Annotated in this window: 21 protein-coding genes; 8 read left to right on the top strand and 13 right to left on the bottom strand. The window is 39.0% G+C overall.

What is annotated here, in order from left to right:
* Positions 1-8: 8 nt before the first annotated feature.
* From GNP35_RS07350 to GNP35_RS07340, 3 genes are all read left to right on the top strand, one after another.
* Positions 9-356 carry a hypothetical protein gene (locus GNP35_RS07350; protein ID WP_155695500.1) on the top strand — a complete coding sequence of 116 codons (348 nt, stop codon included), beginning with the start codon at positions 9-11 and terminating at the stop codon, positions 354-356.
* On the top strand, positions 311-736 hold the full coding sequence (locus GNP35_RS07345) for a hypothetical protein (RefSeq protein WP_155695499.1): 426 nt from the start codon (positions 311-313) through the stop codon (positions 734-736). The genes GNP35_RS07350 and GNP35_RS07345 overlap by 46 nt, the downstream gene beginning before the upstream one ends.
* An 86-nt stretch (positions 737-822) precedes the next feature.
* Positions 823-1,029, top strand: coding sequence for a hypothetical protein (locus GNP35_RS07340; RefSeq protein WP_155695498.1), 207 nt, complete (start codon positions 823-825; stop codon positions 1,027-1,029).
* 94 nt (positions 1,030-1,123) lie between these two features.
* Here GNP35_RS07340 and GNP35_RS07335 read toward each other — a convergent pair whose 3' ends face one another.
* Entirely contained in the window at positions 1,124-2,302 is a 1,179-nt protein-coding gene (locus GNP35_RS07335) for a chorismate mutase (RefSeq protein WP_230961333.1), read from the bottom strand.
* 4 nt (positions 2,303-2,306) lie between these two features.
* Positions 2,307-4,709 (bottom strand): penicillin acylase family protein, encoded by a 2,403-nt coding sequence (locus tag GNP35_RS07330; RefSeq protein WP_155695497.1) that lies wholly within the window; start codon positions 4,707-4,709, stop codon positions 2,307-2,309.
* A 235-nt stretch (positions 4,710-4,944) separates the two neighbouring features.
* Between GNP35_RS07330 and GNP35_RS07325 the strand changes: the two genes are divergently transcribed.
* Positions 4,945-7,587, top strand: a complete 2,643-nt coding sequence (locus tag GNP35_RS07325; protein WP_196492453.1) for a bifunctional diguanylate cyclase/phosphodiesterase — start codon at positions 4,945-4,947, stop codon at positions 7,585-7,587.
* Positions 7,588-7,620: 33 nt separating this feature from the next.
* Here GNP35_RS07325 and GNP35_RS07320 read toward each other — a convergent pair whose 3' ends face one another.
* From GNP35_RS07320 to GNP35_RS07295, 6 genes are read right to left on the bottom strand one after another with little or no spacing between them, the layout of a single operon-like run.
* Positions 7,621-9,363: a BatD family protein gene (locus GNP35_RS07320; RefSeq protein ID WP_155695495.1), complete on the bottom strand. Its 1,743-nt coding sequence runs from the start codon at positions 9,361-9,363 to the stop codon at positions 7,621-7,623.
* Entirely contained in the window at positions 9,357-11,384 is a 2,028-nt protein-coding gene (locus GNP35_RS07315) for a vWA domain-containing protein (protein WP_155695494.1), read from the bottom strand. The genes GNP35_RS07320 and GNP35_RS07315 overlap by 7 nt, the downstream gene beginning before the upstream one ends.
* A complete protein-coding gene (locus GNP35_RS07310) occupies positions 11,384-12,373 on the bottom strand; it encodes a vWA domain-containing protein (protein ID WP_155695493.1) in 990 nt (329 codons plus the stop codon). The genes GNP35_RS07315 and GNP35_RS07310 overlap by 1 nt, the downstream gene beginning before the upstream one ends.
* A complete protein-coding gene (locus GNP35_RS07305; protein WP_155695492.1) occupies positions 12,366-12,869 on the bottom strand; it encodes a DUF4381 domain-containing protein in 504 nt (167 codons plus the stop codon). Before GNP35_RS07305 ends, GNP35_RS07310 begins: the two co-directional genes overlap by 8 nt.
* Positions 12,870-12,877: 8 nt before the next feature.
* Positions 12,878-13,843 (bottom strand): DUF58 domain-containing protein, encoded by a 966-nt coding sequence (locus GNP35_RS07300; RefSeq protein WP_155696067.1) that lies wholly within the window; start codon positions 13,841-13,843, stop codon positions 12,878-12,880.
* 41 nt (positions 13,844-13,884) lie between these two features.
* Positions 13,885-14,841 (bottom strand): AAA family ATPase, encoded by a 957-nt coding sequence (locus GNP35_RS07295; RefSeq protein ID WP_155695491.1) that lies wholly within the window; start codon positions 14,839-14,841, stop codon positions 13,885-13,887.
* 309 nt (positions 14,842-15,150) lie between these two features.
* On the opposite strand from GNP35_RS07295, the gene fadI reads away from it, so the two are divergent.
* Positions 15,151-16,458, top strand: a complete 1,308-nt coding sequence (gene fadI, locus GNP35_RS07290) for an acetyl-CoA C-acyltransferase FadI (protein WP_155695490.1) — start codon at positions 15,151-15,153, stop codon at positions 16,456-16,458.
* 29 nt (positions 16,459-16,487) lie between these two features.
* Positions 16,488-18,668: a fatty acid oxidation complex subunit alpha FadJ gene (fadJ, locus tag GNP35_RS07285; protein WP_155695489.1), complete on the top strand. Its 2,181-nt coding sequence runs from the start codon at positions 16,488-16,490 to the stop codon at positions 18,666-18,668.
* An 84-nt stretch (positions 18,669-18,752) separates the two neighbouring features.
* Here fadJ and GNP35_RS07280 read toward each other — a convergent pair whose 3' ends face one another.
* From GNP35_RS07280 to msrA, 4 genes are all read right to left on the bottom strand, one after another.
* Positions 18,753-19,211 carry a Fur family transcriptional regulator gene (locus tag GNP35_RS07280; protein ID WP_330997737.1) on the bottom strand — a complete coding sequence of 153 codons (459 nt, stop codon included), beginning with the start codon at positions 19,209-19,211 and terminating at the stop codon, positions 18,753-18,755.
* A 62-nt stretch (positions 19,212-19,273) separates the two neighbouring features.
* Positions 19,274-20,182, bottom strand: a complete 909-nt coding sequence (locus GNP35_RS07275) for a ketopantoate reductase family protein (protein ID WP_155695488.1) — start codon at positions 20,180-20,182, stop codon at positions 19,274-19,276.
* Positions 20,183-20,533: a VanZ family protein gene (locus GNP35_RS07270; protein WP_155695487.1), complete on the bottom strand. Its 351-nt coding sequence runs from the start codon at positions 20,531-20,533 to the stop codon at positions 20,183-20,185.
* A gap of 439 nt (positions 20,534-20,972) precedes the next feature.
* Positions 20,973-21,509 carry a peptide-methionine (S)-S-oxide reductase MsrA gene (gene msrA, locus GNP35_RS07265; protein WP_155695486.1) on the bottom strand — a complete coding sequence of 179 codons (537 nt, stop codon included), beginning with the start codon at positions 21,507-21,509 and terminating at the stop codon, positions 20,973-20,975.
* A 137-nt stretch (positions 21,510-21,646) separates the two neighbouring features.
* Here msrA and GNP35_RS07260 point away from each other — a divergent pair, with 137 nt between their 5' ends.
* Positions 21,647-22,345, top strand: a complete 699-nt coding sequence (locus GNP35_RS07260; protein WP_155695485.1) for a DUF2982 domain-containing protein — start codon at positions 21,647-21,649, stop codon at positions 22,343-22,345.
* 69 nt (positions 22,346-22,414) lie between these two features.
* Positions 22,415-22,744 (top strand): hypothetical protein, encoded by a 330-nt coding sequence (locus tag GNP35_RS07255; protein WP_155695484.1) that lies wholly within the window; start codon positions 22,415-22,417, stop codon positions 22,742-22,744.
* A 71-nt stretch (positions 22,745-22,815) separates the two neighbouring features.
* Here the strand turns inward: GNP35_RS07255 and GNP35_RS07250 are convergent, their stop codons facing one another.
* On the bottom strand, positions 22,816-23,640 hold the full coding sequence (locus tag GNP35_RS07250; RefSeq protein WP_155695483.1) for a substrate-binding periplasmic protein: 825 nt from the start codon (positions 23,638-23,640) through the stop codon (positions 22,816-22,818).
* Between the last annotated feature and the right edge of the window lie 103 nt (positions 23,641-23,743).

Raw genomic sequence — 23,743 nt, 5'->3', positions numbered from 1 at the left:
GGTCAAAAATGCGAGCAAACCGCTTTGCACAATGCTTTAGCTTTACGGTAATGTCGACTGTAAAAGCCATTAGCTTTTTGTTTTATCGATTTGAAATTAAATGGCTTAGTAAAAAGAAGTTTGAAGCATTAGATGACGTTAAGCTTATTGTCTTACTGAATCATACAAGTTTATTTGAGGCACTGTTTGTGCGGTTGGCGCCGTTCCGTTTTTTGTGGAAAATAGCAAGACACTTGCTAATTCCAATCGCGGATATCACTGCTAGCAGACCAGTGGTTGGTAAGTTTTTAATGCGCTGGTTCCTGGGTTTGTGCCAATCAGTCGTAAAAGAGATGAATCGTGGGACAACTTCTTAAAGAGCGTAAATGATGACGCCATTGTCGCTATTTTACCAGAGGGAAGAATGCGTCGTCACGACGGTAATGACAAACATGGTAATCCGATGACAGTGCGAACTGGCGTGGCAGACATCATAGAAGAGTTAGATGATGGAAAGGTATTATTTATTTACAGCGGTGGTATGCATCATGTACAAATACCAGGTCAGACGTTACCTAAATTGTTTAAAAAAATAAAAGTTAATATGGAAATGGTAGATATCAACGATTATAAAGATATTCTTCACCATCCAGAAAAGAAGACGCGTAAAGCTCAGATTGTTAAGGATATACAAAAGCGCTTGGAAGACTTTACGCCGTTTTGCAAACGCCAGCCATATAACAAAAATGACGAATAGACATTTTTTATTACATTTTAATATATTGAACACAGGCTGCTATTAGGGCAAACTTTTGTTGGATACAACTCAAACTAGGAAGTGTCATGTCTCAAATTAAAGAGTCATTGGACAAGTTAAGACAAGCTACTGAAGCGCTAGAGAATAATATTGGTATGAATAATACCCAAGGTGCTAATGTTGAAAGTTTGCATAAATCTTTAACAGAAGTGCATGAGCACATAGAGTTTATAAAACAGAGCTTGGGTGAGGATACATCTTCTCCCATTCGTTACATAGACGAGTGTGGATAAGAAAAAGGTAACCTAAATGGTTACCTTTTTGCTAATGCTAATGCTAATGCTAATTGTAATACTACTGCTTAAAAGCAAAGCGTTAAATAAATTACTAAGACTCTAAAGTCAGTTTAGCGGGTGGGACATCTTCCGTAGGATAGCAGCCAAGTACTTTCAAAAAGCGGGTAGACGCTCTTAGCTCTTCAATCGCATTCTCTAGGTTGTTGTCTCTAATATTACCTTCAACATCAACATAAAACATTTCTTCCCACGGGTTACCTGTGATTGGCCTTGATTCTAACTTACACATATTCACGTTGTGAGACTTTAATATTAATAACGCATCAACCAGTGCCCCAGGCTTTTGTTCTGTTGACATTATCCAAGTGGATTTAGCAGGAACTTGAGGCGCCACTGAAATTGCTTGATTGGCTAAAACTATAAAACGGCTATAGTTTTTCTTTTGGTTGGCCAGCGCCTCGGCAATGATATTAAGGCCATATAATCTAGCTCCTTCACCACTACCTAATGCAGCTACAGTACCTGTTGTATCATTTTGAATTGCTTCAAACGCAGCCGATGATGCCTCGCAATGTTCTATTTCCACACCATCAAACTGCGCTAGGAAATGGCTACACTGCGCATAAACTTGAGGATGTGCATATAGCTTTGTGATTTTATCCATACTAGTTGGAACCGCACTAACCATACAGTGATTTATTGGCTGTGTAATTTCGCCAACAATGGACAAGTCAGTGTGTTGCAGCAGGTCGTATACGTCATTAATACTACCGGATGACGTATTCTCAATTGGCAAAATCCCGTAATCTGCGTGTTTATGCTCGACCTTTTCAATTATTTCTAAAAAGCTAGAGCAACCCATTGCTTTTAGTTGACCCGGGAATCGAGAAAAGTATCGATGACAGGCCAAATTACTATATGAGCCATGGCTACCAAGGTAAGCAACACGATTAACACCATTCTCGCCAGCAGGCAGGTTTAGGTGCTGTTGAAGTAGAGCTTGTTGGTGCAAAACTGAGTCTTCAATAATGGTTTGAAAAACCTGTTTAACAAAGTAGGCGTCTAACTGCATATCTTTGCCACGATTAATAAGATCTACCAACATCTGCTCTTCGCGTTGTAAATCTCGAATTGGCTTATTGTTCTCTATTTTTTGCTCAGCTACAGATTTAGCCAACATACGTCGTTTTGACAATATAGTTAACAACTCTGAATCCAGTTGTGAAATTTGTGTTCTTATGTCCGATAATGGATTGGTTGTAATGGTCAAAAATCTAATCTCGCTCTTTTGGTGTTAACGTTAATGTGTACTCTGTACTTCCCGGAAGAAGAGGGGATGATGTACCTTGTATCCAGTTCTTATGGCCATTTCCATAATATGGACTTAATGGGTGACCACTTTGGCCACTTGGCATGTGTAAAATAGCAGACTCCTCGTGTCCAGGAGAGACTACAAAGCGTTCTGAGGAGCCAAAGTCAGGTCCTTGTACTCTTGGCATATAGCTATCTCCAGCTGCAGGCATGCTTGGCATATCAAGCAACCAACTCAAAGCCGGTACTGCTTTTGAAAGCGGGTGCTGTACTTTTGCAGTATTAATGGTTCCCCAGTTTGCGTTGTCTAGAGAGCCGTGTTTATCTTTTAATTTCTTAATAGTTCTTAATAGCGCCTGTTCTAAGAAGTCGTTCCAATTAGCAAAACCGGTTGGTGAAATATGTTCAGGTTTGCTCGATAGAATAGCCCACATCGGAGTTTCAATTTGGTGACGAATTGGATGAATATCTACTTTTGATGTTTTAGTGTTTTTTAAAGGCGCTAGCAAAATGTCAAACATAGATTGACGAACTTCCATCCTAAAGGCCCTAACAATGGTGTACCCCACAGAGTCAATAGATGCGCGTTGCTGCCAATTCTCGATATGCAATTTTAACGCTTCGAGTTGATTTTCACTAACAAAATCTGGTGTTAGTAACTCGTCATTAATAAGAGCCTGCCAACGAGTTAAGAAGAGCGCTCTGTTGTCATTTTGGATGTTCAAGAAGTCTTGTTCGGAAAACTGATCTAGCGCAAATAGACCTTGTTTTATTTGTAAACTGCGAGCGCCAAGTGCATAACCGCCGTTGCCAATTTTCTTATACATATCATTGCCAACCACTCTGCTATTGCCAGTCCAAATTCTATTGGAAGAAGGGTTCATTACAGTTGGCTTTTCTTCACTTGAGAAGTAGCCTAACCAACGATAGTCGCCTTGACTCCAATCTTGGGGCGTTTCCCAATCGGGTGAATCTAATGAGGACTCTTTGACAGGCAAAGGTCCGGCAATGGTCCAAGCAATTTGCCCCTGATTATCGGCTATCACTATGTTTTGAGCTGGGATCGCCATAGTGTGCGCAATATTGATACCTTGCTCAGTAGATAATGCGGTTTCAAGGTTAAGCAGATTAAAGTTCATGCCTTCTGGGTCGTGAGCAGTCCACCGCATTGACAAAGGATTGCCGTTGCTATCATAACCAATAATAGGTCCCCACTGCGAAGATGAAATAGTAATGACTTTGTCTGCGCCGCCTTTAACTTTAATGATTTCTTGTTCTTTAATAATCGGCTTGTTGCCAGATGGCGTTTTATAACTCTTTCCATTATCCGTTGTATTTAAAGCAATAAGATCACTCCAATCGCCATAACTGTTTGTGAATCCCCAAGCAATTTGTCGATTACTTCCCACCACCATTGCCGGTGTGCCGGGTAAGGTAACGCCATCTATCGCTATTTGTCGGTCATTTATTGGGTATCTAAAACCTGCACGATACCAAATATTAGGAACTCTAATCCCCAAGTGCATATCGTTAGCTAGCATGGCAGATTTGGTTTTACTAAGTTCGCCACTGACCACCCAACTATTGCTGCCAGGAAGTGACTCATGGTGGTTGTTTGATAATACGTAGTAAGGCGCTGTATCTACTGAGTTATTTGCTGTGCTCTGGCTTTTAAAACCTTGCGTTGGAATCGGAGATTCTGGGAAACGGGTATCATCAATTGATGCATCCCATATTGAACCTGCTGGATTTAAGAAGTGGTAGATGTCACTACCAAAATGATTCTTTATTTTACCTAGTATTTGTTCTCTTTCGCCAAATTGGTGCTGGAGATCAATATACATACTGTATAGAACAAGCAGGCTATCTGCCGCTTTCCAGTCAGTTGGAGCTGTATTGAGTATAAGGTATTCAAACGGTTTAACAGTCAAATTTGCTAATCCCGCATTAACGCCTTTTGTATACTGCTCTAAAATTTGCCTGTGATCTTGAGGCAAGTCTTTTAAATACCTTGTTGCACGCTTTCTAAACTGATGAACTCTTATTTTACTATCAAAATCAACGGCTAATGTTCCAAATAACTCAGAGAGTTCACCAGCTGAGTTTTTTCTCAATAAGTCCATTTGAAAAAAGCGTTCTTCAGCATGAACAAATCCCAAAGCATAAGCAATAGATTCTCTAGACGTTGAACTGAAGGTGGCAATACCATTCTTATCGCGCTCAACAGTTGTTAATTCAGGGATTGAAGTTGCTAACTCTGCATTAAGTGTAGGTTTACTCGAATTTAAAGTGAAATAGACTAAAATACACAAAAGGGGTACTAGTATCGCCGTTAGTTTTATTATCCTTAATAACCAAATCATCATATTGTCTCTTTTGTTTTTTTTAGTGTAATTTAGAGTTCTTAACCGTAAGCTATCATTTTATCAATTAATACTCCATCGCAAAGTGGAGTTAAACAGCGGTCTGTAGGGGTACTATTTGTATTTTATTCTCAAGTATAAAAGTTTGAATTTTAAACATGCCACTCTGGCTTTTCTGCTGACTTTTTTAATATTAATCATTTATTTTTACGTGTTTTTGCACACCAATAAAAATATGATGCTTGAGGAATCTCAGAACCTAAGACAAGCAACCCTTGCCCAAAGCACAGCATCTATACGTAAAAAAATAACTCAATTAGAAATGCAAATTAAAGACCTGTCTTTGTCGGTTTATGCGAATACCAATGTATCGGATGCTGCCATTCGAGCGCTCTTATCTGAGGAAAAGGTTGAGAGCTTTGATGTTACTTTTAAATCGCCAGACAGTTTAAAGGTTAAAAGGAAGGAAAGTCTTGAAAGGAATTTGTTTGTAAATTCAAAAAACAAGTTTGAGCCTTGGTCTAGCTACCTAGTCGACGACAAAAATGAAGTGCGTTTTGAATACCAAGCACCTGTTTATTCTAATCAAAAGTTAGTAGGTGTTTTATCTGGTGCGATCAATATTAATAAAGACGAAATATTGTCTTACTTTACAAAAACTAACGTTAAGGTTTTTATCCACAATCAATATGGTGATCTCGTCTATCACCCTGACTTTGGAGTAAAGTATATAAGGTCTAGTGATGCTTACGGTATCAATATTCTAGCGGGCAGTGCTCGTAGAGAACCTTTGATGCAGTTTATTAATAGTAATATTGCTCAAAGCCCACACTCTTTCTTTATGGATTTAGGAAATAAATATTTAGCAAGCACTTGGCACTTGCCTGAGTTAAGTTGGTTTATTGTAGCTTATGAAAATGAACAACATTTATTAGCCCCACAACAAAAAGCGTTTATAGAGTTTATTACTTTTGCTGCTATCGCTTTAATACTGGTATTTGTACTTACCTACCTATTAAGCATGTTAATTATAAGCAGACCACTTCAGGTAATGACCAATCTTGTAAATTCACCAGATCAGGTTTCTGACCTGCGGTTATTGGGCAAACAAGATGATGAATTGGCTGATTTGAGTGAAGCTATTTATCAGCAGTTATATCAACTAAATAGAACTCGACAGTTAGACTTAAAAACGATTGGTGATTTAGAGTCGAAGTTGGCTGATTCTAAAGGCTTTGCACAAGTCATAGCTCATTCTGACAATGCAATCGTAACTTTAGGTTTAGACTATTGCATAATGACCTCAGACATAAAAATGGCCGGTCTTATTCACTCTAACGATGAGTGTCTCAAAGATGTTAGTTACTTTGAATTTGTTCATCCCCATATGGCATTCATAAAAGAGCAAATAAAAAATGAGCTTAGGCGAAAGCAGAGTTGGCGAGGAGAGTTAATTCTTAAACCCAAGGGCAGTGACGATGAAGTCTGGGTTAATTGCAGTATAACGTCGGTACGAGACGATTTGGGAACTGTCATTAGATATGTGGTTTCCCAACAAGACATTTCTTCCATAAAAGATTCTCAAAATAAAATCGAGAGGTTAGTTTACACGGATGACCTCACCAATTTATCTAATCGAACTTTTTTTGTGGCTCAGTTAGAGAAGCTCGTTGAGATAAGTAAACGGGGACGATACGACTTTGCATTAATATATTTTGATGTAGATGACTTTAAAAAAGTAAATGACTTATATGGCCATGAAGTTGGTGATCTGTTGTTAAAAGAGTTATCAACACGGTTGTCCGCTGAACTAAGAAATGAAGACACGTTGGCAAGAATGAGTGGCGATGAGTTCGCAATGTTGCTAGGAGGGATCAAATCTGAGCAGGATGTCATTGTAAAAGCTCATGCCATTTTAGCAGCGGCAAGCCTTCCTTTTACAATAAAAGGAAAGGTAATTAATTCAGGTGTGAGTATAGGCGTAACAATGTCGACTACAGATTCACAAGATCCAGAGTTACTATTGCAACACGCAGACCTCGCGATGTATGAAGCTAAATCATTGGGTAAAAGCTCTTATCACTTTTACACTAAGGCTCTTAATGACGCCACGCGCCTACGTATTCAAATGGAGAGTGAATTAGCCAAGGCAATCGACAAACAAGAGCTAGAGCTTGTTTTTCAGCCTAAAGTAAATAGTAAAAGCATGGAATTGGTGGGTTTTGAAGCCTTACTTAGATGGCACAACGACACACTGGGCTTTGTTTCCCCCGCGAACTTCATTCCTTTGGCAGAGCAGAGTAACCTGATATTGAAAATTGGTAGCTGGGTTATTGAGCAAGCTGCTGAGTTTGTTAGCCAACAAAATAAAAAAGTACCAGTTTCAATTAACTTAAGTGCCAAGCAATTTGAAAGTGGCAAGGTTACATCTGAGCTAAAGGCTATTATTGAGCAGTATGGGATTAAACCTTCTCTTTTAGAAGTAGAGATTACAGAGTCGAGTTTAATGACGGATGTTGAAGACGCAATTCGTCAACTTTATAGTATTCAGGCTTTAGGTGTTGGTATTTCAATTGATGATTTTGGAACCGGTTATTCTTCTTTGGCTTATATAAAAAGGTTTCCAGTGGAAACGTTAAAAATAGATAGGTCGTTTATCAAAGATATACCTGATGATGAAAGTGATATGGAAATTACTGCTGCTATTATCGCTATGTCTCAAAAGTTAGGATTAGAAGTTATTGCTGAAGGCGCTGAAACCCAAGCACAAGTCGATTATCTAGCTCAAAATGGTTGTTATTTAATTCAGGGTTACTTTTATAGCAAACCTTTATCGGCTGCCGATGCACATGCCTGGCAACCGAATAAAGAACAAAACTAGGGTAAAGATAGAGTTAGAAAACCATTGCCACTGTTAGGCTTTATTTAACGGTGGTAAAAACTGACTTTTGCTTACGGTGCTTTTACTTTTGTTAAATTTAGAAATAGCTTGCCATAACAATTCACCTTTCCAGCCGTTTTGAGTTTGGCTAAATCGAGCTTTATTTAAATCATCGATAGACATTATTAACTCAGCACTCATGTGTTTTTTTGCATCATCATAGCTAGTGCTCTCTGGGAAGTTGATTGTAATCCACTCCGCAAGTAAAGAGCTCGTGGTATTCGCTTGATGGCTTAAACAAGCTCGCTTTAGTTCATTAATATCAAACTTTTGTGGTGAGTTTACATCTAGGCTTACCGTTTGATTAGGGGTTGGTTTGTTACTTCTAAATATGTAAATCAACAACATAATAATAAAGGCTAGCCAACCACTACCTAAGCCAATCCAATAAACCAAACCTAGTTTATCAGTATTGTCAGAAGTACCTGCTAGATTGCAATCACAATCGGATTGTTGATTTTTATTTGCAGACGCCCCGTTTAATGATTGGCTACCTGCAGTGTTGTCTAGTGTGGTTGACGTAATTTCATTACCAACGACGGTAATTGTTTTTGCGGGTAATGTGGCAACATCTTGGCGCTTAGTTTTAGTATTAAACCATGTCACTTTAACTTCCGGGAAGGTATATGTACCAGGCGCATTAGCAACAACAGCTTCAGAAGTAATTCTTTGCGAAACTAAAGCGTTCTGCCTTACTACAGAATGAGTTTTTGATTGGTCAGGGTAAACTTTTACGTTTGCCGGATATTGGCCTGAAACTTCCGGTAGCTGTTCTTCGTTGACATTAAGAGCGGTCAACGTAATCGTCCTAGTTATTGGCTCACCTACATCAAAAGTGTCTTTAGAAGGCGACCACTCTTCGTTCAATTGCACAATAGAACTTGGCAACCATACACCCGTGTAGCTTGTAGGAATAGGTTGTACGTTAATTGTAAAATCTTGACCAAAAGCGGTTACTGGTTTGCTTTGTGAAAAGCTAGAAAATGCAGAGCGGCGTCTTGAAGGCGCGGTTACATCGCCGTTGAACGTAGGCGAAACAACAGTAAAGTCTCCACTTGATTGTGGTGTAATAGTATAGATTCGTTCAATAACTCGGTATCTAATACCATTAATTATTTCAGTGGCATCTTTATCTTTACCTTGCTGTTGAATCAAGGCTCCATCAAGCGTTGGCTCAGACAGGCTGCCGCTTTGCAGTTGAACTTGTGGTGATATATATAATTTAGTTGTTAGTTTTACGGACTGCTGAACATAAAGATTGTTGGTTTCTAAGGTGTTTTTTATAAAAATACTTTCGTCTTTGTAATTTTTAGAAGTTGAGGCTCTGACGACATTTACTTCAATGGGTGAAGTAGAAGCATTAGCTAGCTTTAAGGCTGGGATAGCATAAGTGCCTTGCTGTTTTGCCGTTAATACCACACTCCATGTTGTACTTTTTTGTATAGAACCATTAATTATTTGCGTTTGAGAGCCAGTCGCGGTTCTGCCTACAATGAAGCCTGTTTTCTGTAAAGAAGATAGGTCTAAATCATTGGTATTAACAGAGTCATTTGCTTCAATTTTTAATACAAACGACTCTCTCTCCATAACAGGGTTGCGATCAACACTTGCATTTAATTCGATGTTTGCACTGACTTGAAAGCTTAATAGCAGCACGAATGCACTGAATAAAATGCGAATTTGATTGGTAGGAAAAGCCTTAAAACTACTTACCACGATTTAGTTACTCCTGTTGCTCGTCTACGCTCTTGTTGTCGACGACGACTTTCTAAAATCATTTTATTTCTTAATAGCACTGACGGATCATCGTCAACTTTTCTAAGTAATTGCTTAATTTTTTGTTGCTGTTCTTTTTCTGCAATCTGTTCTGGCGTGAGCTGAGTTGTCTGCTTTTGACCAGTGTTTTCTGTACTATCAGATGCTTCATCAATGCTGTCTTTATTCGCTTCATTTAGTTCAGACTGTTGCTCTTGAGCCTCACCTTGTTGCTTACCATTTTCATTGCTTTTTTGCTGTGATGGAGAGTCTGAAGGTTGGTTTTGTTGCTCAGATGACTGTTGATCTTGTTTTTGGTCATTTGAACCATTTGTTTCGCTATCGTTTTGATTCTGCTCTTGTTGGTTTTGCTGGCCGTTTTGCTCATTTTTTTGTTGATCGTTTTGTTGATCGTTTTGTTGATTTTTTTGCTGTTCGCCTTGCTGGTCATTATCTTGAGATTGGTTAGGGTCAGCTTCACCTTCACTCTCATTGCTATTCTCAGAGTTTGACTGCAACTCTTCTTTTAGTTTCGTAGCAAAATCTTTATTTATCTTAGCGTCTTCTAAGTTAGGCTGTGCTTTAAGGGCTTTGTTATACGCTTCAATAGCTTGGTCTAACTGACCTAGTTGCGCTAGAGCGTTACCTTGGTTGTACAGACCTTGGGCTGAAGTATCTTCTTCAAATAGTTTTAGCGCGGTTTCATAATCACCAGCTTTGTAGGCAGAGGTTGCTCGCCATTGAGGGTCTTCAAACTGCTGTTGAGCACCGCCAAAATCATTTGCTCGATAAGCCTCGCTAGCGAGTTGGTCATTGGTTTTGAACATTGCGTTAACAATATTGCTGAAGGTAGAAGGGGTTTGATTGTCACCACTGACGCTATGCGTATCAGGCAATGCAGCCGCTTTACTTGTGTGGGCTGCATGCGCTAAAGCAGGTGCAGGGGCTGCAACAGATAAAACAAATATAACCGGCAGCAAAAGAGCGATTGTTGCGCCTTTTCTAAAGGCAAATAAGCAAATGGGTAAAAGAAGTAGCACTACGTAAGGTCCAAACTCTTGCCAGTCATCACCTGTTAAGTCACTTTCAGTTTGGTTGTTTGGTGCATCCTGCTTTGAGGAGGTTTGTAATTGGCTAGATAGGCGTTCAATATCCATATCATTAGCGGTAACGGGCTGATATATGCCGCCAGACAGCGAAGCCAAGTCGTCGAGAGCAGATTCATTTACTTTAGGCATGACAATGTTGCCAGAGTTGTCTTTTAGTAAAGAACCATCTTTCATTTTTATTGGCGCCCCAGCTTGAGTACCCACGGAAAGTATATTTATATTAAAGGGACTTGCTCGCATAAATCGTTTTAATTCGGTTATGTCTTCATACTCAACGCCGTCAGTTATCCAGTAAATTTGGCCAGATAAATAACCAGCTTGTTGCATTAAAGATTGCGCTTTTTCTAAACCAATTAATGGATAGCTGCCTGGTATTGGCATTATTTCCGGTGACAGACTAGGAATGAGCGCGGTGATATTTCTGGCGTCTTGAGTCAGTGGCGAAATAGTAAAAGCGTCACCAGCATAAGCAACCAAACCAACGTCGCTATCTTTTAATGACGTAGCTAAATCAATGGCTTTAAATTTTGCTTTGGTCAGTCTGTCTGGCTTTATGTCAGTGCTTCGCATTGAAAGCGACATGTCCATAACTATGATGTTCGCAGTTTGGCTTTTAAATACGGGTTTTTCAATCTTTTGCCAAGTTGGGCCTGCTAGTGCAATAACAGAAAATAACCAGGCTATTGCTAAACCAATAGGAAGTACTTTGCTTGCGTTTTTTTGCTTGCCAGAAAAGAGAGTGGCAGATAAGTGCTCAGGAATCCATTGTTGCCAATCACTTTGATTTTGTTTTCGGAGTCTAAATGCCCATACGATTGCTAGTGGTACTAATAAATAAAAGCATTCTGGACGAAGGAAATGAAAATCAGACATTACGCATTACCTCCTAATTTGATTCGACCTTTCAGTAAATTACCTATAACTAAAATAGTTGATAGCAATAAAGCAAAAGCCAAAGGCCAATAAAACAGAGCTTGTTGCGGTCTTAACTGAATAGGATCATCTTCAACTGGCTCTAGTTGATCTAGCATTGAGTAGATGGTTTCTAGCTCATCGGTATTTCTTGCTCTAAAGTATTGACCGCCAGTTTCTTTGGCAATTCTTGTTAATAAGTTTTCATCCAAGTCTGCAGAAGGGTTTACTCGTCGAGTACCAAAAAAGCTTCGAACCAACATTTCATCTGCACCAATACCAATGGTATAGACTTTAATACCTGTTTCTTTTGCAATCTCTAGGGCGTCAGTAGGGGAGATGTTGCCTGCGGTATTTTGACCATCGGTAAGTAGGATTAGAATTCGGTTTGATTCACCTTTGTCATTAAAACGTTTGGCGGCTAAACCAAGCGCGTCGCCAATTGCGGTTTTATCGCCCACTAAACCTAATTCAGCCTCGTCTAACATTTGTCTAACAGTCGCGCGGTCATAGGTTAATGGTGTTTGTACATAGGCTGTATCAGCAAACAAGATGAGTCCTAGTCGGTCGCCCACTCTTCGTTCTATAAAGTCATTTACGACAACTTTTAACATAGTAAGTCGGTTAACCGTTCGGCCTGATATTTTCATATCTTCTTCATTCATCGAGGCTGATAAATCCACGGCTAAAATCATTTCTCGGCCTTCTTGCGGCACTGTGATTGGCTCACCTATCCACTGTGGACGCATAGCTGCTAGTACAAGCGCTACCCATACTAGTAGCCAAACCCAGGGGAATGCGAGAGGGTTTGATTTTTGCTGTTGTTTGTCTACAAGGTCAAAGGTTGGAAGTTGAAGCGCCGCTTTTTGCGCGTCCTGTTCAGGTAACAACCAAACTAAAAAAGGCAACGGCAATAAAAGGGCTAACCATACCCACTCAAAACTAAACATTGGTAGCACTCCAACGTTCTGTTATTTGCTTTTGTTTTTTTGAAAGCGGTAATGTGTTTTTAACCCAGTTTTGAGCAGCATTAAGGTATTCATCTGCATCCTTAGCTGAGCATTTTGGTTGATAAGCTAGCTGGCTAAAGTGAGTGGGTATTTTGTGCGTTTCACTTAGAGTGTTTAAGCTCTCAAACCACTGTTTGCTATTCATGCTAGCGATGCTGTCTCTTGAGGTATACACCAGCATTACTCGTTTTAAAATGTCATTAACGGCTATCACCGTTTTGTGCGGATGAGGCTCATTGTGAATTTGTTCTAGCATTTTTAGTGCTTGTTTTTTTGCTTTGTTGTTTTCAATTCTCTTTATCACTAATCGTATTACGACGTATATTGAAACGACGACTAATACGATTACTAACCACCATCCCCACGCTAAAGGCCACCAAGTAATTGGCTCTGGAGTTTGAATGTCTTTTAATTGGCTGAGTACATTATTTTGCATGAAATTACCTATAACTGCTCATGTAAAGGCAAGCCCGCACTAATAGGCAACCATTTAATATTAAATTGCTGAAGCGTTTGCTTTTGATTTACAAAGTGACGTTTGGCACTTTTATTATATTGCTCTACTTGAGACAAACTGGAGATTACCTTTGTCGCTAATCCATTTGTAATGGCTAAATTGTTACCAGCATACTGAGGCAAAGCTTGCTCGATTGGATCGTATATTGAACAGGCATTAACTTCGCAGTGCTTTTGTAATTGAAACAAGTGCTGTAAAGCTGGTTCAGATAGGTTCTGAAAGTCACTAATTATATAAATTAGGCTTCCTGGGTGTGCAACTTGTCGTAAGTGAGCACAAGCTTGCTGGAATCGTTCCTGCGCGTATTGCTTTGAGTTCAAGTCGTTTTCTGCACTGGCTTCTTGCTGATATCCACCTTGAAGAGTTTGGTGGCCTAATTGAAGCTGATTAAGCCAATGAAGTAAGGCTTGTTGTCTTGCTCTTGGTTTGGACTCCAGCATAGTGTCATTTGTTAAAACCAAACCACCGACTTTATCGCCGTTCTTTTTGGCCTTCCAAGCAATCAATGACGCAAGATGACAAGCTTGGATAGATTTAAACAACAAGCTACTACCAAAATACATGCTTGGCAGTAAATCACAGAGTATGAAGATAGGTCTGTCTTTTTCTTCGCGAAATATCTTAGTGTGGGTTTTTCCTGTTCTTGCTGTTACTCGCCAATCAATCGTTCGAACATCATCGCCAGGCTGGTAATGCCTAGCTTCATCAAACTCCATACCTCGGCCTTTTGTTTTGGCAAGATATTGGCCCGAAAGGTGATGTTTAACTCTCGAGTTTGGCTTGGTATTTAGTAAGTGAATATAACGTTGATATAGCAAAAGCTCATCAAGGCTGCATTGCACGCCACTAATGTTGTTTTCCTTTATCCAGGCTAAATGCTGTTGATTTATCATGTTATTCAATCAGTACTCTGTAAACCTAATTAACGTGGTGATTATGGAACGGCAACCAACTGTATTATGCGTTTTAAAACAGTATTGGCATCTATGCCTGCCGCTTCTGCTTCATAGCTCAGTAGTAGTCGATGACGTAAGCAGTCAAAAAATACCGTTTGAATATCATTAGGTGTTACAAAGTCTCTTCCGTCTAACCATGCGTTTGCTCTGGCACACTTGTCTAAACTTATTGTTGCACGAGGGGACGCGCCAAAAGCAATCCATTTCGCTAGGTCTTTGTCATACTTACCTGGTTGGCGAGTGGCGATAATTAGATCAACTAAGTATTGTTCCAACTCATCCGCTAAATGAATAGACAGCACTTCTTTTCGTGCGTCAAAAATTTCTAATTGAGTAAGGGGTGTTGGTGGCTCTACTTTTTGAGAAAGAGCTTCACCGCGAGTTAGGCGCAAAATTTCAATTTCTGTTTCTGCACCAGGGTAATCAACTTCTAGGTGCATTAAAAAGCGGTCAAGCTGTGCTTCTGGAAGTGGATATGTACCTTCTTGTTCTAGCGGGTTTTGTGTTGCCATGACCAAAAAGAGTGACGGTAGAGGATAAGTTGTTTTACCAACGGTAACTTGGCGTTCCGCCATTGCCTCTAATAAAGCCGACTGAACTTTAGCTGGCGCTCGGTTAATTTCATCGGCCAATACTAAGTTATGAAAAAGTGGACCTGCTTCAAAAACAAACTCACCGGTTTCTGGACGATAAATATCGGTACCGGTTAAATCGGCTGGTAATAAATCTGGCGTAAACTGAACACGGTGAAAGTCGCCTTCTAAACCATTTGAAAGGGCGTTAATTGCACGCGTTTTTGCTAATCCCGGAGGTCCTTCTACCAATAAGTGTCCGTCAGCTAACAAAGCGACTATAATTGCTTTAGTAAATTGGGGTTGACCGATAACTTGTGAATCTAGATATTTTTTTAGTTGTTCAAATCGAGATACTGACATTTATCCTACACTTCCTCTGCGGCTAACACTTAAATGACCGATAAAATTGAAAAAAAGTTTGATTTAAAAGCGACTTGCAATAACGCTTAATGTTGCGATGTTTACAATACCACTTACGACACGTTTGTGAATATAAGGTTCAATGATTAAAAAACAAGTGGCTGTTTTTTAAACGAGTTATCTTGGATGAGTTGAGTTTTAAATAGTGTGTTCGTCGAGAAAAGTGCGCAGAACTTTGACTTTACACAATATCTGGTTAAAATCGGGCTATAAATACAGGTCAGACCAGATTTGATAACAGGAAAGAACATGACAAACAAATTACAGACTAGAAATGGCGATCGTATCGCGGTTGTATCGGGCCTTAGAACGCCTTTCGCTAAACAAGCTACAGCGTACCACGGTGTACCTGCTTTAGACTTAGGCAAAATGGTTGTTGGCGAAATGCTACAACGCGCAGAATTAGACCCTAAAGAAATTCAACAGCTTGTTTACGGACAAGTTGTGCAAATGCCAGAAGCGCCAAACATTGCTCGTGAAATCGTTTTGGGTACTGGCATGGATGTAAATACTGATGCTTATTCTGTTTCTAGAGCTTGTGCGACAAGTTTTCAATCAACAGTGAATATTGCTGAGTCTATGATGGCTGGCTCTATTGATGTTGGTGTTGCCGGTGGTGCTGACTCTTCTTCTGTTTTACCAATTGGTGTGACTAAAAAATTAGCGCGCGCTTTAGTTGACTTAAACAAGGCTCGTACTCTTGGTCAACGTTGGAACATTCTTAAAAAATTACGTTTAGCTGACCTTGCGCCTCAGCCACCTGCAGTTGCAGAGTATTCAACTGGTTTGAGTATGGGCCAAACGGCTGAGCAAATGGCTAAAACGCATAACATTAGCCGTGAAGATCAAGATGCATTGGCACACCGCTCACACTCATTGGCGACTAAAGCTTGGGAAAGTGGCATTTTTAAAGATGAAGTAATGGCTGCACACCCAGAGCCATTCAGCCAATTCATTGAAATGGATAATACTATCCGTACTAATTCTACAGCTGATGGTTATTCAAAGTTACGTCCAGTATTTGACCGTAAGCACGGCTCAGTAACAGCGGCAAACTCAACAGCATTAACAGATGGTGCATCTGCTATCTTAATGATGACAGAAAGCAAAGCAAAAGCGTTAGGCTACGAGCCTCTAGGTTACATACGTAGCTTCGGTTTCGCAGCAATTGACGTTTGGGAAGACATGTTAATGGGTCCTTCTTACGCAACACCTATTGCACTAGAACGCGCTGGTATGAAGTTATCAGATTTAGACTTAATTGAAATGCACGAAGCATTTGCTGCTCAAACACTAGCGAACATGAAAATGTTTGCGAGTAAGAAGTTCGCACAAGACAAGCTTGGTCGTGGTGAAGCGATTGGCGACATCGATATGACTAAGTTTAACGTTAATGGTGGTTCACTAGCATACGGTCACCCATTTGCTGCTACTGGTACTCGTTTAATTACGCAAACAATCAATGAACTGCGTCGTCGTGGTGGTGGTGTTGGTCTAACTACAGCATGTGCTGCTGGTGGTTTAGGTGCATCAATGATTGTTGAAGTAGACGGTTAATAGCGGACTTATAAGGAAAGGATAAAAAGATGACGACAGAATCAAATAACACGTCTGCATTTATATTATCAACGCTAGAAAATGGCATTGGTGTGATCACAATTGACGTTCCAAATGAGTCAATGAATGTATTAAAAGCAGAATTCGCTGAACAGATTAATGCGGTTTTTGCAGAAGTTGAAAGCAATACTCACGTTTCTGGTTTAATCATTACCTCAGGTAAATCAAACTCGTTTGTTGCTGGCGCAGACGTATCTATGTTAGATGCGTGCGAAAGTGCTGAAGAAGTGAGAGCCATTGCCAAAATTGGTCAAGAGCTTTTTGATAAAATTGAAAATATGAAAATGCCAGTGGTTGCTGCAATTCATGGCCCAGCCTTAGGCGGCGGTTTAGAGTTAGCAATGGCATGTCATGCACGTGTAGTTTCAGACGACAACAAAACAGTGCTTGGTTTACCAGAAGTTCAGCTTGGCCTTCTTCCTGGTTCAGGTGGAACACAACGTTTACCTAAACTAGTTGGTTTGCAAAAAGCTTTAGACATGATGCTAACGGGTAAACAATTACGAGCAAAACAAGCAGTAAAAGCTGGATTAGCTGAAGATATGGTTCCTCAAAGTATTTTGATGGATACTGCGGCTGAAATGGTTGACGCAATGCGTCACGGTAAAAAAGTTCGTAAAACTAAGAAAAAACCGATGATGGCTAAATTCTTAGAAAATACCTCAGTAGGTCAGAACATTGTATTTGATCAAGCTAAGAAGCAGGTTATGCGCCAGACTAAAGGCAATTACCCAGCTCCACTGCGTATTATCGAGTGTATTCGTACAGGAGTTTCTAAAGGCACTAAAAAAGGTCTTGAGATTGAAGCTCAGCGTTTTTCTGAACTGTGCATGACGCCAGAATCTAAAGCACTACGTGGTTTATTTTTCGCAACTACTGAAATGAAAAAAGAGAACGGTGTTGCAGGTGTTGAGCCTAAGAAAGTGAAAAAAGCGGGCGTATTAGGCGGTGGTCTAATGGGCGGCGGTATCGCTTTTGTTACTGTTACAAAAGCGGGTGTTCCAGCGCGTATCAAAGACATTGCCCAAGAAGGTATTCGTAACGCATTTAAATACAGCTATGACATTTTAAACAAAAAAGTTAAGCGTCGTTTTATGCGTAAATCAGAAATGCAGAAGCAGTTAGGCATGTTAAGTGCTGGTACTGATTTTGTAGGCTTTAAAGATGCTGACATTATTGTTGAAGCGGTATTTGAAGACTTAAACCTGAAACAGCGTATGGTTGCTGACATTGAAGAAAACTGTAACGAAAGTACAATTTTTGCTTCAAATACGTCTTCGCTACCAATTAAAAACATAGCTGAAAAAGCGGCTCGTCCAGAAAATGTAATTGGTCTTCACTACTTCTCACCAGTGGATAAAATGCCACTAGTTGAAGTAATCGCGACGGAAAAAACATCTGACGAAACAATTTCTACAACGGTAGAGTTTGCGCGTCGTCAAGGTAAAACTCCAATCGTAGTAAAAGATGAAGCTGGATTCTTTGTTAACCGTATTCTTGGTTTGTACATGAATGAAGCGGCGAACGTTGTTATGGAAGGTGAGCCGGTTGAGAAAATCGACAAAGCGTTAGTTAAGTTTGGTTTCCCTGTAGGCCCAATGACGTTGCTTGATGAAGTTGGTATTGACGTAGGCTCTAAAGTTGCTGGTATCTTATACGATGCATTTGGTGAGCGTTTTGCACTGCCAACAGCAATGGACAAGTTAACGAAAGATGAACGTAAAGGTAAGAAGAACCAAAAAGGTTTCTACGTTTATGGTAAAGCGGCTAAACCAACACTTATGGACAAGCTAACCTTTAAGAAAAAAGGCAAACAAGTTGATGAGTCTGTATACCGTGTACTAGGCGTTTCTCCAAAGACCACAATGAGCGAAGAAGCAATTGCAGAACGATGTGTTGTTCAATTACTAAATGAAGCGGCTCGTTGTTTAGATGCTGGTATTGTGCGTAACCCTCGTGATGGTGATATTGGTATGATATTTGGTACTGGTTACCCTCCATTCCAAGGCGGTCCTTTCCGTTATATGGATAGTATGGGCATTGCCACTCTAGTTGAAAAACTTGAAGGTTATGAAGCAAAACACGGTGATCGATTTGCACCATGTGATTTATTAAAATCAATGGCTAAAGAGAACAAAACGTTTTACTAACCTGTTAAACCGGAGCTCAACTTTGGGTTCCGTTTTTAAACATAAAAAAAAGCGCCTCTTGGCGCTTTTTCTGTTTCTACTTATCTACTTACTGGAACAATTTTCGCAAATGCCCTGTAGTTCAAGCTGACGGGTTGTTAACTTAAAGCCTGTTTTCTCAACACTGGCTCTAAGCTCATCTATAACATTATTCATAACGCTGATCTCAGTGACAGCTTGGCATTCTTCACATATTAAAAACTGTGGAATTTCATGGCTGTGAGAACAAGAAATGTGAGAGCAAGCAATATACTTATTTGCTGATGAAAGTTTATGCACAAGCGAGAGCTCTACTAAAAAGTCTAGGATACGGTATACAGACATTGCAGGAATAGACTGCTGAAATTCTTCTCTATAATAATCAGCTAACTCATAAGCAGATACCGCCTCACCAACCTTAATAATGCACGTGAGTATATTTTCACGTTTGGTGGTTAACTTAACGCCTTCTTCTGCACAGGTTTGCTTTGCTTTTTCTACAATGAGTTGAATATTATTAGGCACAAATTTCTCTACTATTGTTTATCTCTGAAGCTAGTTTATTACTGCGTGTTGCGAAAGTAAAACTAAAGTCTTTGAAGGGCCTTTATTTCACTAGTTATATATGTATTTACAGGAGCTGGGATCTGGTAAAGCGAAGCCTGATTTGCAATATAGCCATTGATAAAATCTATTTCTGTTTGACGGCCATTGAGTACATCTTCTCGCATAGAAGAAGAGTTGTGCTGTGTTTGATTTGCTACGTCAACAACAAGCTTTTTAAGCTCGTTAATTTTTAATTCCAAGCCTTGTTGCTTAGCCACCAATACTAGTTCCTCCAATATGGAGGTTGTAAGTTGTTGATGCTGATGATCTAACACGTCACCATTTAAACAATTATGAATGGCTGAGATTGGATTGATGACGGCATTAACAGCAAGCTTGTTCCAAAGTACAGGCAAAATGTCGCTAACCTGTGTTGCATTAAAGAATAAAGTAGATATTACACTTTTAACGTTAAGCTCTTTGCCTATTTTATCTTCAACGAGAGGGCTTTTAGAAACTAAGGCCCATTCACTTTTACCGATACCAGCCAAATGTATTACATTATTTTTAGCATAGGCACCTGTGCTTGTTGTGCAAAAGTAAATGTCAGCAATATCTCCAATTAACGATTTACATAGCTCTATAGTGCCAAGTCCGTTGTGTGAAAGGATAACTTGAGCTCCCAGCGTAAGCAGAGGTTTAAGTTCTTTTAGTACGTTTTCTACATCGTACGCTTTTGTTGGAATAACTAAAAAGTCTATGCTTTTAATGTTCTTTAGTCGTGTTTTTGACCTCAAGTGTTGCACTGTGCCGTTTAATTCAACGCGGCTATTTTTGTCAGTGTCACCTCTAACAATTTGAATAGTGTTTAATTTGCTTTCTTGTCCTTTAGCCGCCAGTAGGCTACCTATTGCGCCTTGGCCTAAAATGTAGATTGGTGGATGCTGCATTTACTTAGCCTTGAAAAAAGCGAGTAGTTTAGGGTGTAGCAGTAAGTAGGCGATTGCTCCAACCATATCAGCTATTAAGTCTGGTAATGACGCACTTCTATAAGGTAATGACCCTTGCAATAACTCGATAGTAGCTCCGTAAACCAACGCAACAATAAGCGTAGTTTTTACGTTTTCAGAAACGCCATTCATAAAGAAAAAACTAAGACTAAAAAATACGATAAAGTGTGCAAATTTATCAAAATGAGGAATACCCGGACCGATATTATCGATAGGAACTAAAAAATAATATGTTGCAATGGTAGTGAAAATGGCCAAAAGCACTTGGCTAGTCAATCTAAATTTAGTCATTAATAATCAGTTCTAATATATTGAGGTTTGAGAAGGTCTAATTAAAGTGTATCAAATTAAAGCTAAAAGCCGCTATGTATAATTAAAAGTATCAAACTTGAAATATCTGACTCGTGGTCACTTAATTAATAAGTGTTTAAAAGATGTTGGAGTAAAAATTATCTTCTAACTTACAAATTTAATCTCAAGGTTGGTCGTTAGTTTTAAGTATCTAATTTAAATGCTTTTTAAAGCTTTAGCTAGTTTTTGGACGGTCTATTTTAAATCAAAAAAGTAACAAATATCTAAAAATTCACTTACTAGATTTTTCAAAGGATTTCTGAAATCGAAACAAGTAAATTTAACTTGGGGTTACAGCCCCAGGAGGGCATAACTCCCATCAGCGCATCTACTTCCAGCGTTGATTTATGCCCTCCAACTGATTCATGGTTATGTGGTCTTACTTAAGCCAATTTTTAAACTTAAATTCAAATTCTTCTAATTTTGGTCCTATCAAAATAGCGCAATAAGGTTGCTCCGGGTTTTTTAAGGCATAACCTTGATGGTAATACTCCGCGGGATAAAAATGCTCGTATTGTTTGATCTCTGTACAAATTGATTGATCCCAAATACCCAATAAATTGAGCTTGTTAATAAGGTCTTGAGCTGTATTTAGTTGTGCTTTGTCATGATACAAAATAATAGATCGGTATTGAGTGCCAACGTCATTGCCTTGACGATTTAATGTGGTGGGATCATGTAACTGAAAAAACATAGAAAGTAGCTGTTCGTAATTTATGACGTTAGCGTCATACTCAACTTGGATTACTTCAGCATGACCTGTTGTACCTGTAATTATTTGCTGATAACTAGGATTTTCTCGATGTCCGGCGGAGTATCCAGATGTTGCGCTAACAACACCTCGTACTTTATTTAAAGCCGCTTCAATACACCAAAAGCAACCTCCGCCAAATGTTGCTATCTCAATCTTCTCCATATATTTTATATACCTTACTTAGGAGTTTAACGTTGAACTTTAAATCTGATTGTCCATATTGTAATAGAATACGCGCTATTTTGTTGTGGGGTGCAGTTTGTCTAATAATTTATTTTGTATTTGAGCCATTTTAACGGATGGCTAATCCAAAAGTAGTAAGGTTAAATTCTAAATTAGCTGGTAAGCGTGTTCCGTTACGCTTATTGGCCTGTATTCTTGTTATTGTTTGGCTTGTTATAGAAGTATCTTTTGACATAACGAGTCCAATTGTTTTAATCGGTGCTTACTCTATGTGCCTAATACTTTTCCTAGCAGGGCATATATTAGCAGGCGAGCCTGAGCATAGTCTGGAATTAAATGAGTCAGGCTTACGATTTAATCACAAAAGAGGCAGCTTTTTTGTCGAATGGAGTAATATTCAAAGGGTAGATATACCATCGGTTTTTCACTTTCCTGAATCTAAAAATCTCAATTACATTGGTATCAAACTAAAGGAGCCACTCGCGCACTATGAATCTATTCCTTTAAGACTCGCCAGTCGAATTTTAATGGAACAACGAGAGTTACAAGTCATGTTGGCTAAAGAAGCCTGTAGTACTGGTAGTTGCGATTTGAGTAAGCTCACGGATCAAATTGACTGGCAAGACAAAAGTGGGATGCGTTTAGCTGGCTTAATTGCGATGTATGCATCGAGGAGTGAAGTCAGCAATCAATTTTTAGGCTTCCATATATTTATATCGGGTGAATCTTTTGTTAACGACCTTGATGATGTTTTAAAAGAAATAATTGTGATGAAAAATAGGGCAAACATACATATAAATACAAGACAACCTTGATCAATTTGGATCAAAAGGCTAAGGTTCAGTTAGTAATATTTCCCTTGAATTTTTTGGTAGAACACCGTTATGACAGAAGCTGCATACATTAGAAGTGGACGAAATACCATCATCCATAAAGTTAGAAAACTTGATTTATTGCTTGTTAACGATATCGAGCACCCGGTAGTTAAAATTACCCAAAATGGTGTAATTGAACACAACGGCGAAGTGCCTAGAAATAGACGAGAAGCAAAAGATGCTTATTGTGAAGTGGTTAACATTTCGAGCCCAGACGTATTTGGTGAGCCTAAAACACTGCTTTTTGTTCAGTGTTTAAACGGTAAAGAATATAAAGTAGATTACTCTAAGGTTGGAACTCCATTATTTGTAAGAGTTCATCAGCAAAGCTTTTTCTAAGGCCCAAGACCTAAACATAAGAAATAAAGCTGAACACCTAACATTAAAGCCCGAAAGGGCTTTTTTTGTGGTTAAAATATTTTATATTTTTGTTTCAACGATTGATATTTTGAAGATTGGAGAAATTCGGTTAATTTTGTATTAAACGTTTGGACTTTAGTTTCATCTTTAAACGCCATTGAATATGGGTTTTCAGGGAATACTTTGTGCACTGATAGCTCTGGTTTTGTTTTATTAACCATAGTGAGTTGAGTAAAAATATAATTAAATATATTAATATCCATCACTATCACTTCGATTCTCTTTTCTAATAGCATTTCGACTTGCTGAAATTGATTTGGGATCTCTATGTAATTAGCGTTATTTTTTGCCGCAGTTGCAAAGATAGGCCCTAAATATTTATGAGCAAATTGAAATGAAGCAACACTGTTTTTCTCAAGGTCTTCTATTTTATCTATGTTAATGCCACTTGAACTTAGTGAAATGGCAACATTTTGATAGGTTATATATGGTTTACTCCGGATTTTACTATTGGGAACAATATATTCATTAATAGTAAGAAGTGCCTCTCCCATACCTTGATCTAGTAGCTTTACGCTTCTACCTAAAGGTGCATAAATAAACCTAGGTGAAGTATCCATTTTATTTAAAACAGCAGTAATAAGCTCTAATTCAAAGCCTGTATCGCCCTCAGAGATCACATAAGGCGGTTTTGCTAGACCGACTATAACGTCTATAGTTGTTTCCATTTGACGGTTTTCTGTACTCTCATAAACGTTAAAAATTGATTTTTCAGTAGGTTTTGCATTGGCTATAAAACTAAGACTTAAAGTGGAGAAAATTGTCAAAATCACTGTAGGTTTAAAATAAGCTTTCAGAAACGTCAATATGGACATGAGGTACTTCGCTGTAGTTAAATTCGGGTGCTAGATACTTATTCCGTATCGATATACTATGGCATCATCTCGAATAATAAATTCTAAATCAAGAGAAAGTAAG

Source organism: Psychrosphaera haliotis (assembly GCF_009728465.1).
Classification (GTDB): domain Bacteria; phylum Pseudomonadota; class Gammaproteobacteria; order Enterobacterales; family Alteromonadaceae; genus Psychrosphaera; species Psychrosphaera haliotis.
This window is presented reverse-complemented; position numbering and strand designations above follow the sequence as displayed.

Coding starts and splice junctions, on each gene's coding strand:
- GNP35_RS07270 (WP_155695487.1), bottom strand. CDS start 20,533: ATGACTAAATTTAGATTGACTAGCCAAGTGCTTTTGGCCATTTTCACT.
- GNP35_RS07295 (WP_155695491.1), bottom strand. CDS start 14,841: ATGTCAGTATCTCGATTTGAACAACTAAAAAAATATCTAGATTCACAA.
- GNP35_RS07260 (WP_155695485.1), top strand. CDS start 21,647: ATGGCTAATCCAAAAGTAGTAAGGTTAAATTCTAAATTAGCTGGTAAG.
- fadI (WP_155695490.1), top strand. CDS start 15,151: ATGACAAACAAATTACAGACTAGAAATGGCGATCGTATCGCGGTTGTA.
- fadJ (WP_155695489.1), top strand. CDS start 16,488: ATGACGACAGAATCAAATAACACGTCTGCATTTATATTATCAACGCTA.
- GNP35_RS07250 (WP_155695483.1), bottom strand. CDS start 23,640: ATGTCCATATTGACGTTTCTGAAAGCTTATTTTAAACCTACAGTGATT.
- msrA (WP_155695486.1), bottom strand. CDS start 21,509: ATGGAGAAGATTGAGATAGCAACATTTGGCGGAGGTTGCTTTTGGTGT.
- GNP35_RS07275 (WP_155695488.1), bottom strand. CDS start 20,182: ATGCAGCATCCACCAATCTACATTTTAGGCCAAGGCGCAATAGGTAGC.
- GNP35_RS07350 (WP_155695500.1), top strand. CDS start 9: ATGCGAGCAAACCGCTTTGCACAATGCTTTAGCTTTACGGTAATGTCG.
- GNP35_RS07255 (WP_155695484.1), top strand. CDS start 22,415: ATGACAGAAGCTGCATACATTAGAAGTGGACGAAATACCATCATCCAT.
- GNP35_RS07330 (WP_155695497.1), bottom strand. CDS start 4,709: ATGATGATTTGGTTATTAAGGATAATAAAACTAACGGCGATACTAGTA.
- GNP35_RS07305 (WP_155695492.1), bottom strand. CDS start 12,869: ATGCAAAATAATGTACTCAGCCAATTAAAAGACATTCAAACTCCAGAG.
- GNP35_RS07325 (WP_196492453.1), top strand. CDS start 4,945: ATGCTTGAGGAATCTCAGAACCTAAGACAAGCAACCCTTGCCCAAAGC.
- GNP35_RS07300 (WP_155696067.1), bottom strand. CDS start 13,843: ATGATAAATCAACAGCATTTAGCCTGGATAAAGGAAAACAACATTAGT.
- GNP35_RS07340 (WP_155695498.1), top strand. CDS start 823: ATGTCTCAAATTAAAGAGTCATTGGACAAGTTAAGACAAGCTACTGAA.
- GNP35_RS07315 (WP_155695494.1), bottom strand. CDS start 11,384: ATGTCTGATTTTCATTTCCTTCGTCCAGAATGCTTTTATTTATTAGTA.
- GNP35_RS07310 (WP_155695493.1), bottom strand. CDS start 12,373: ATGTTTAGTTTTGAGTGGGTATGGTTAGCCCTTTTATTGCCGTTGCCT.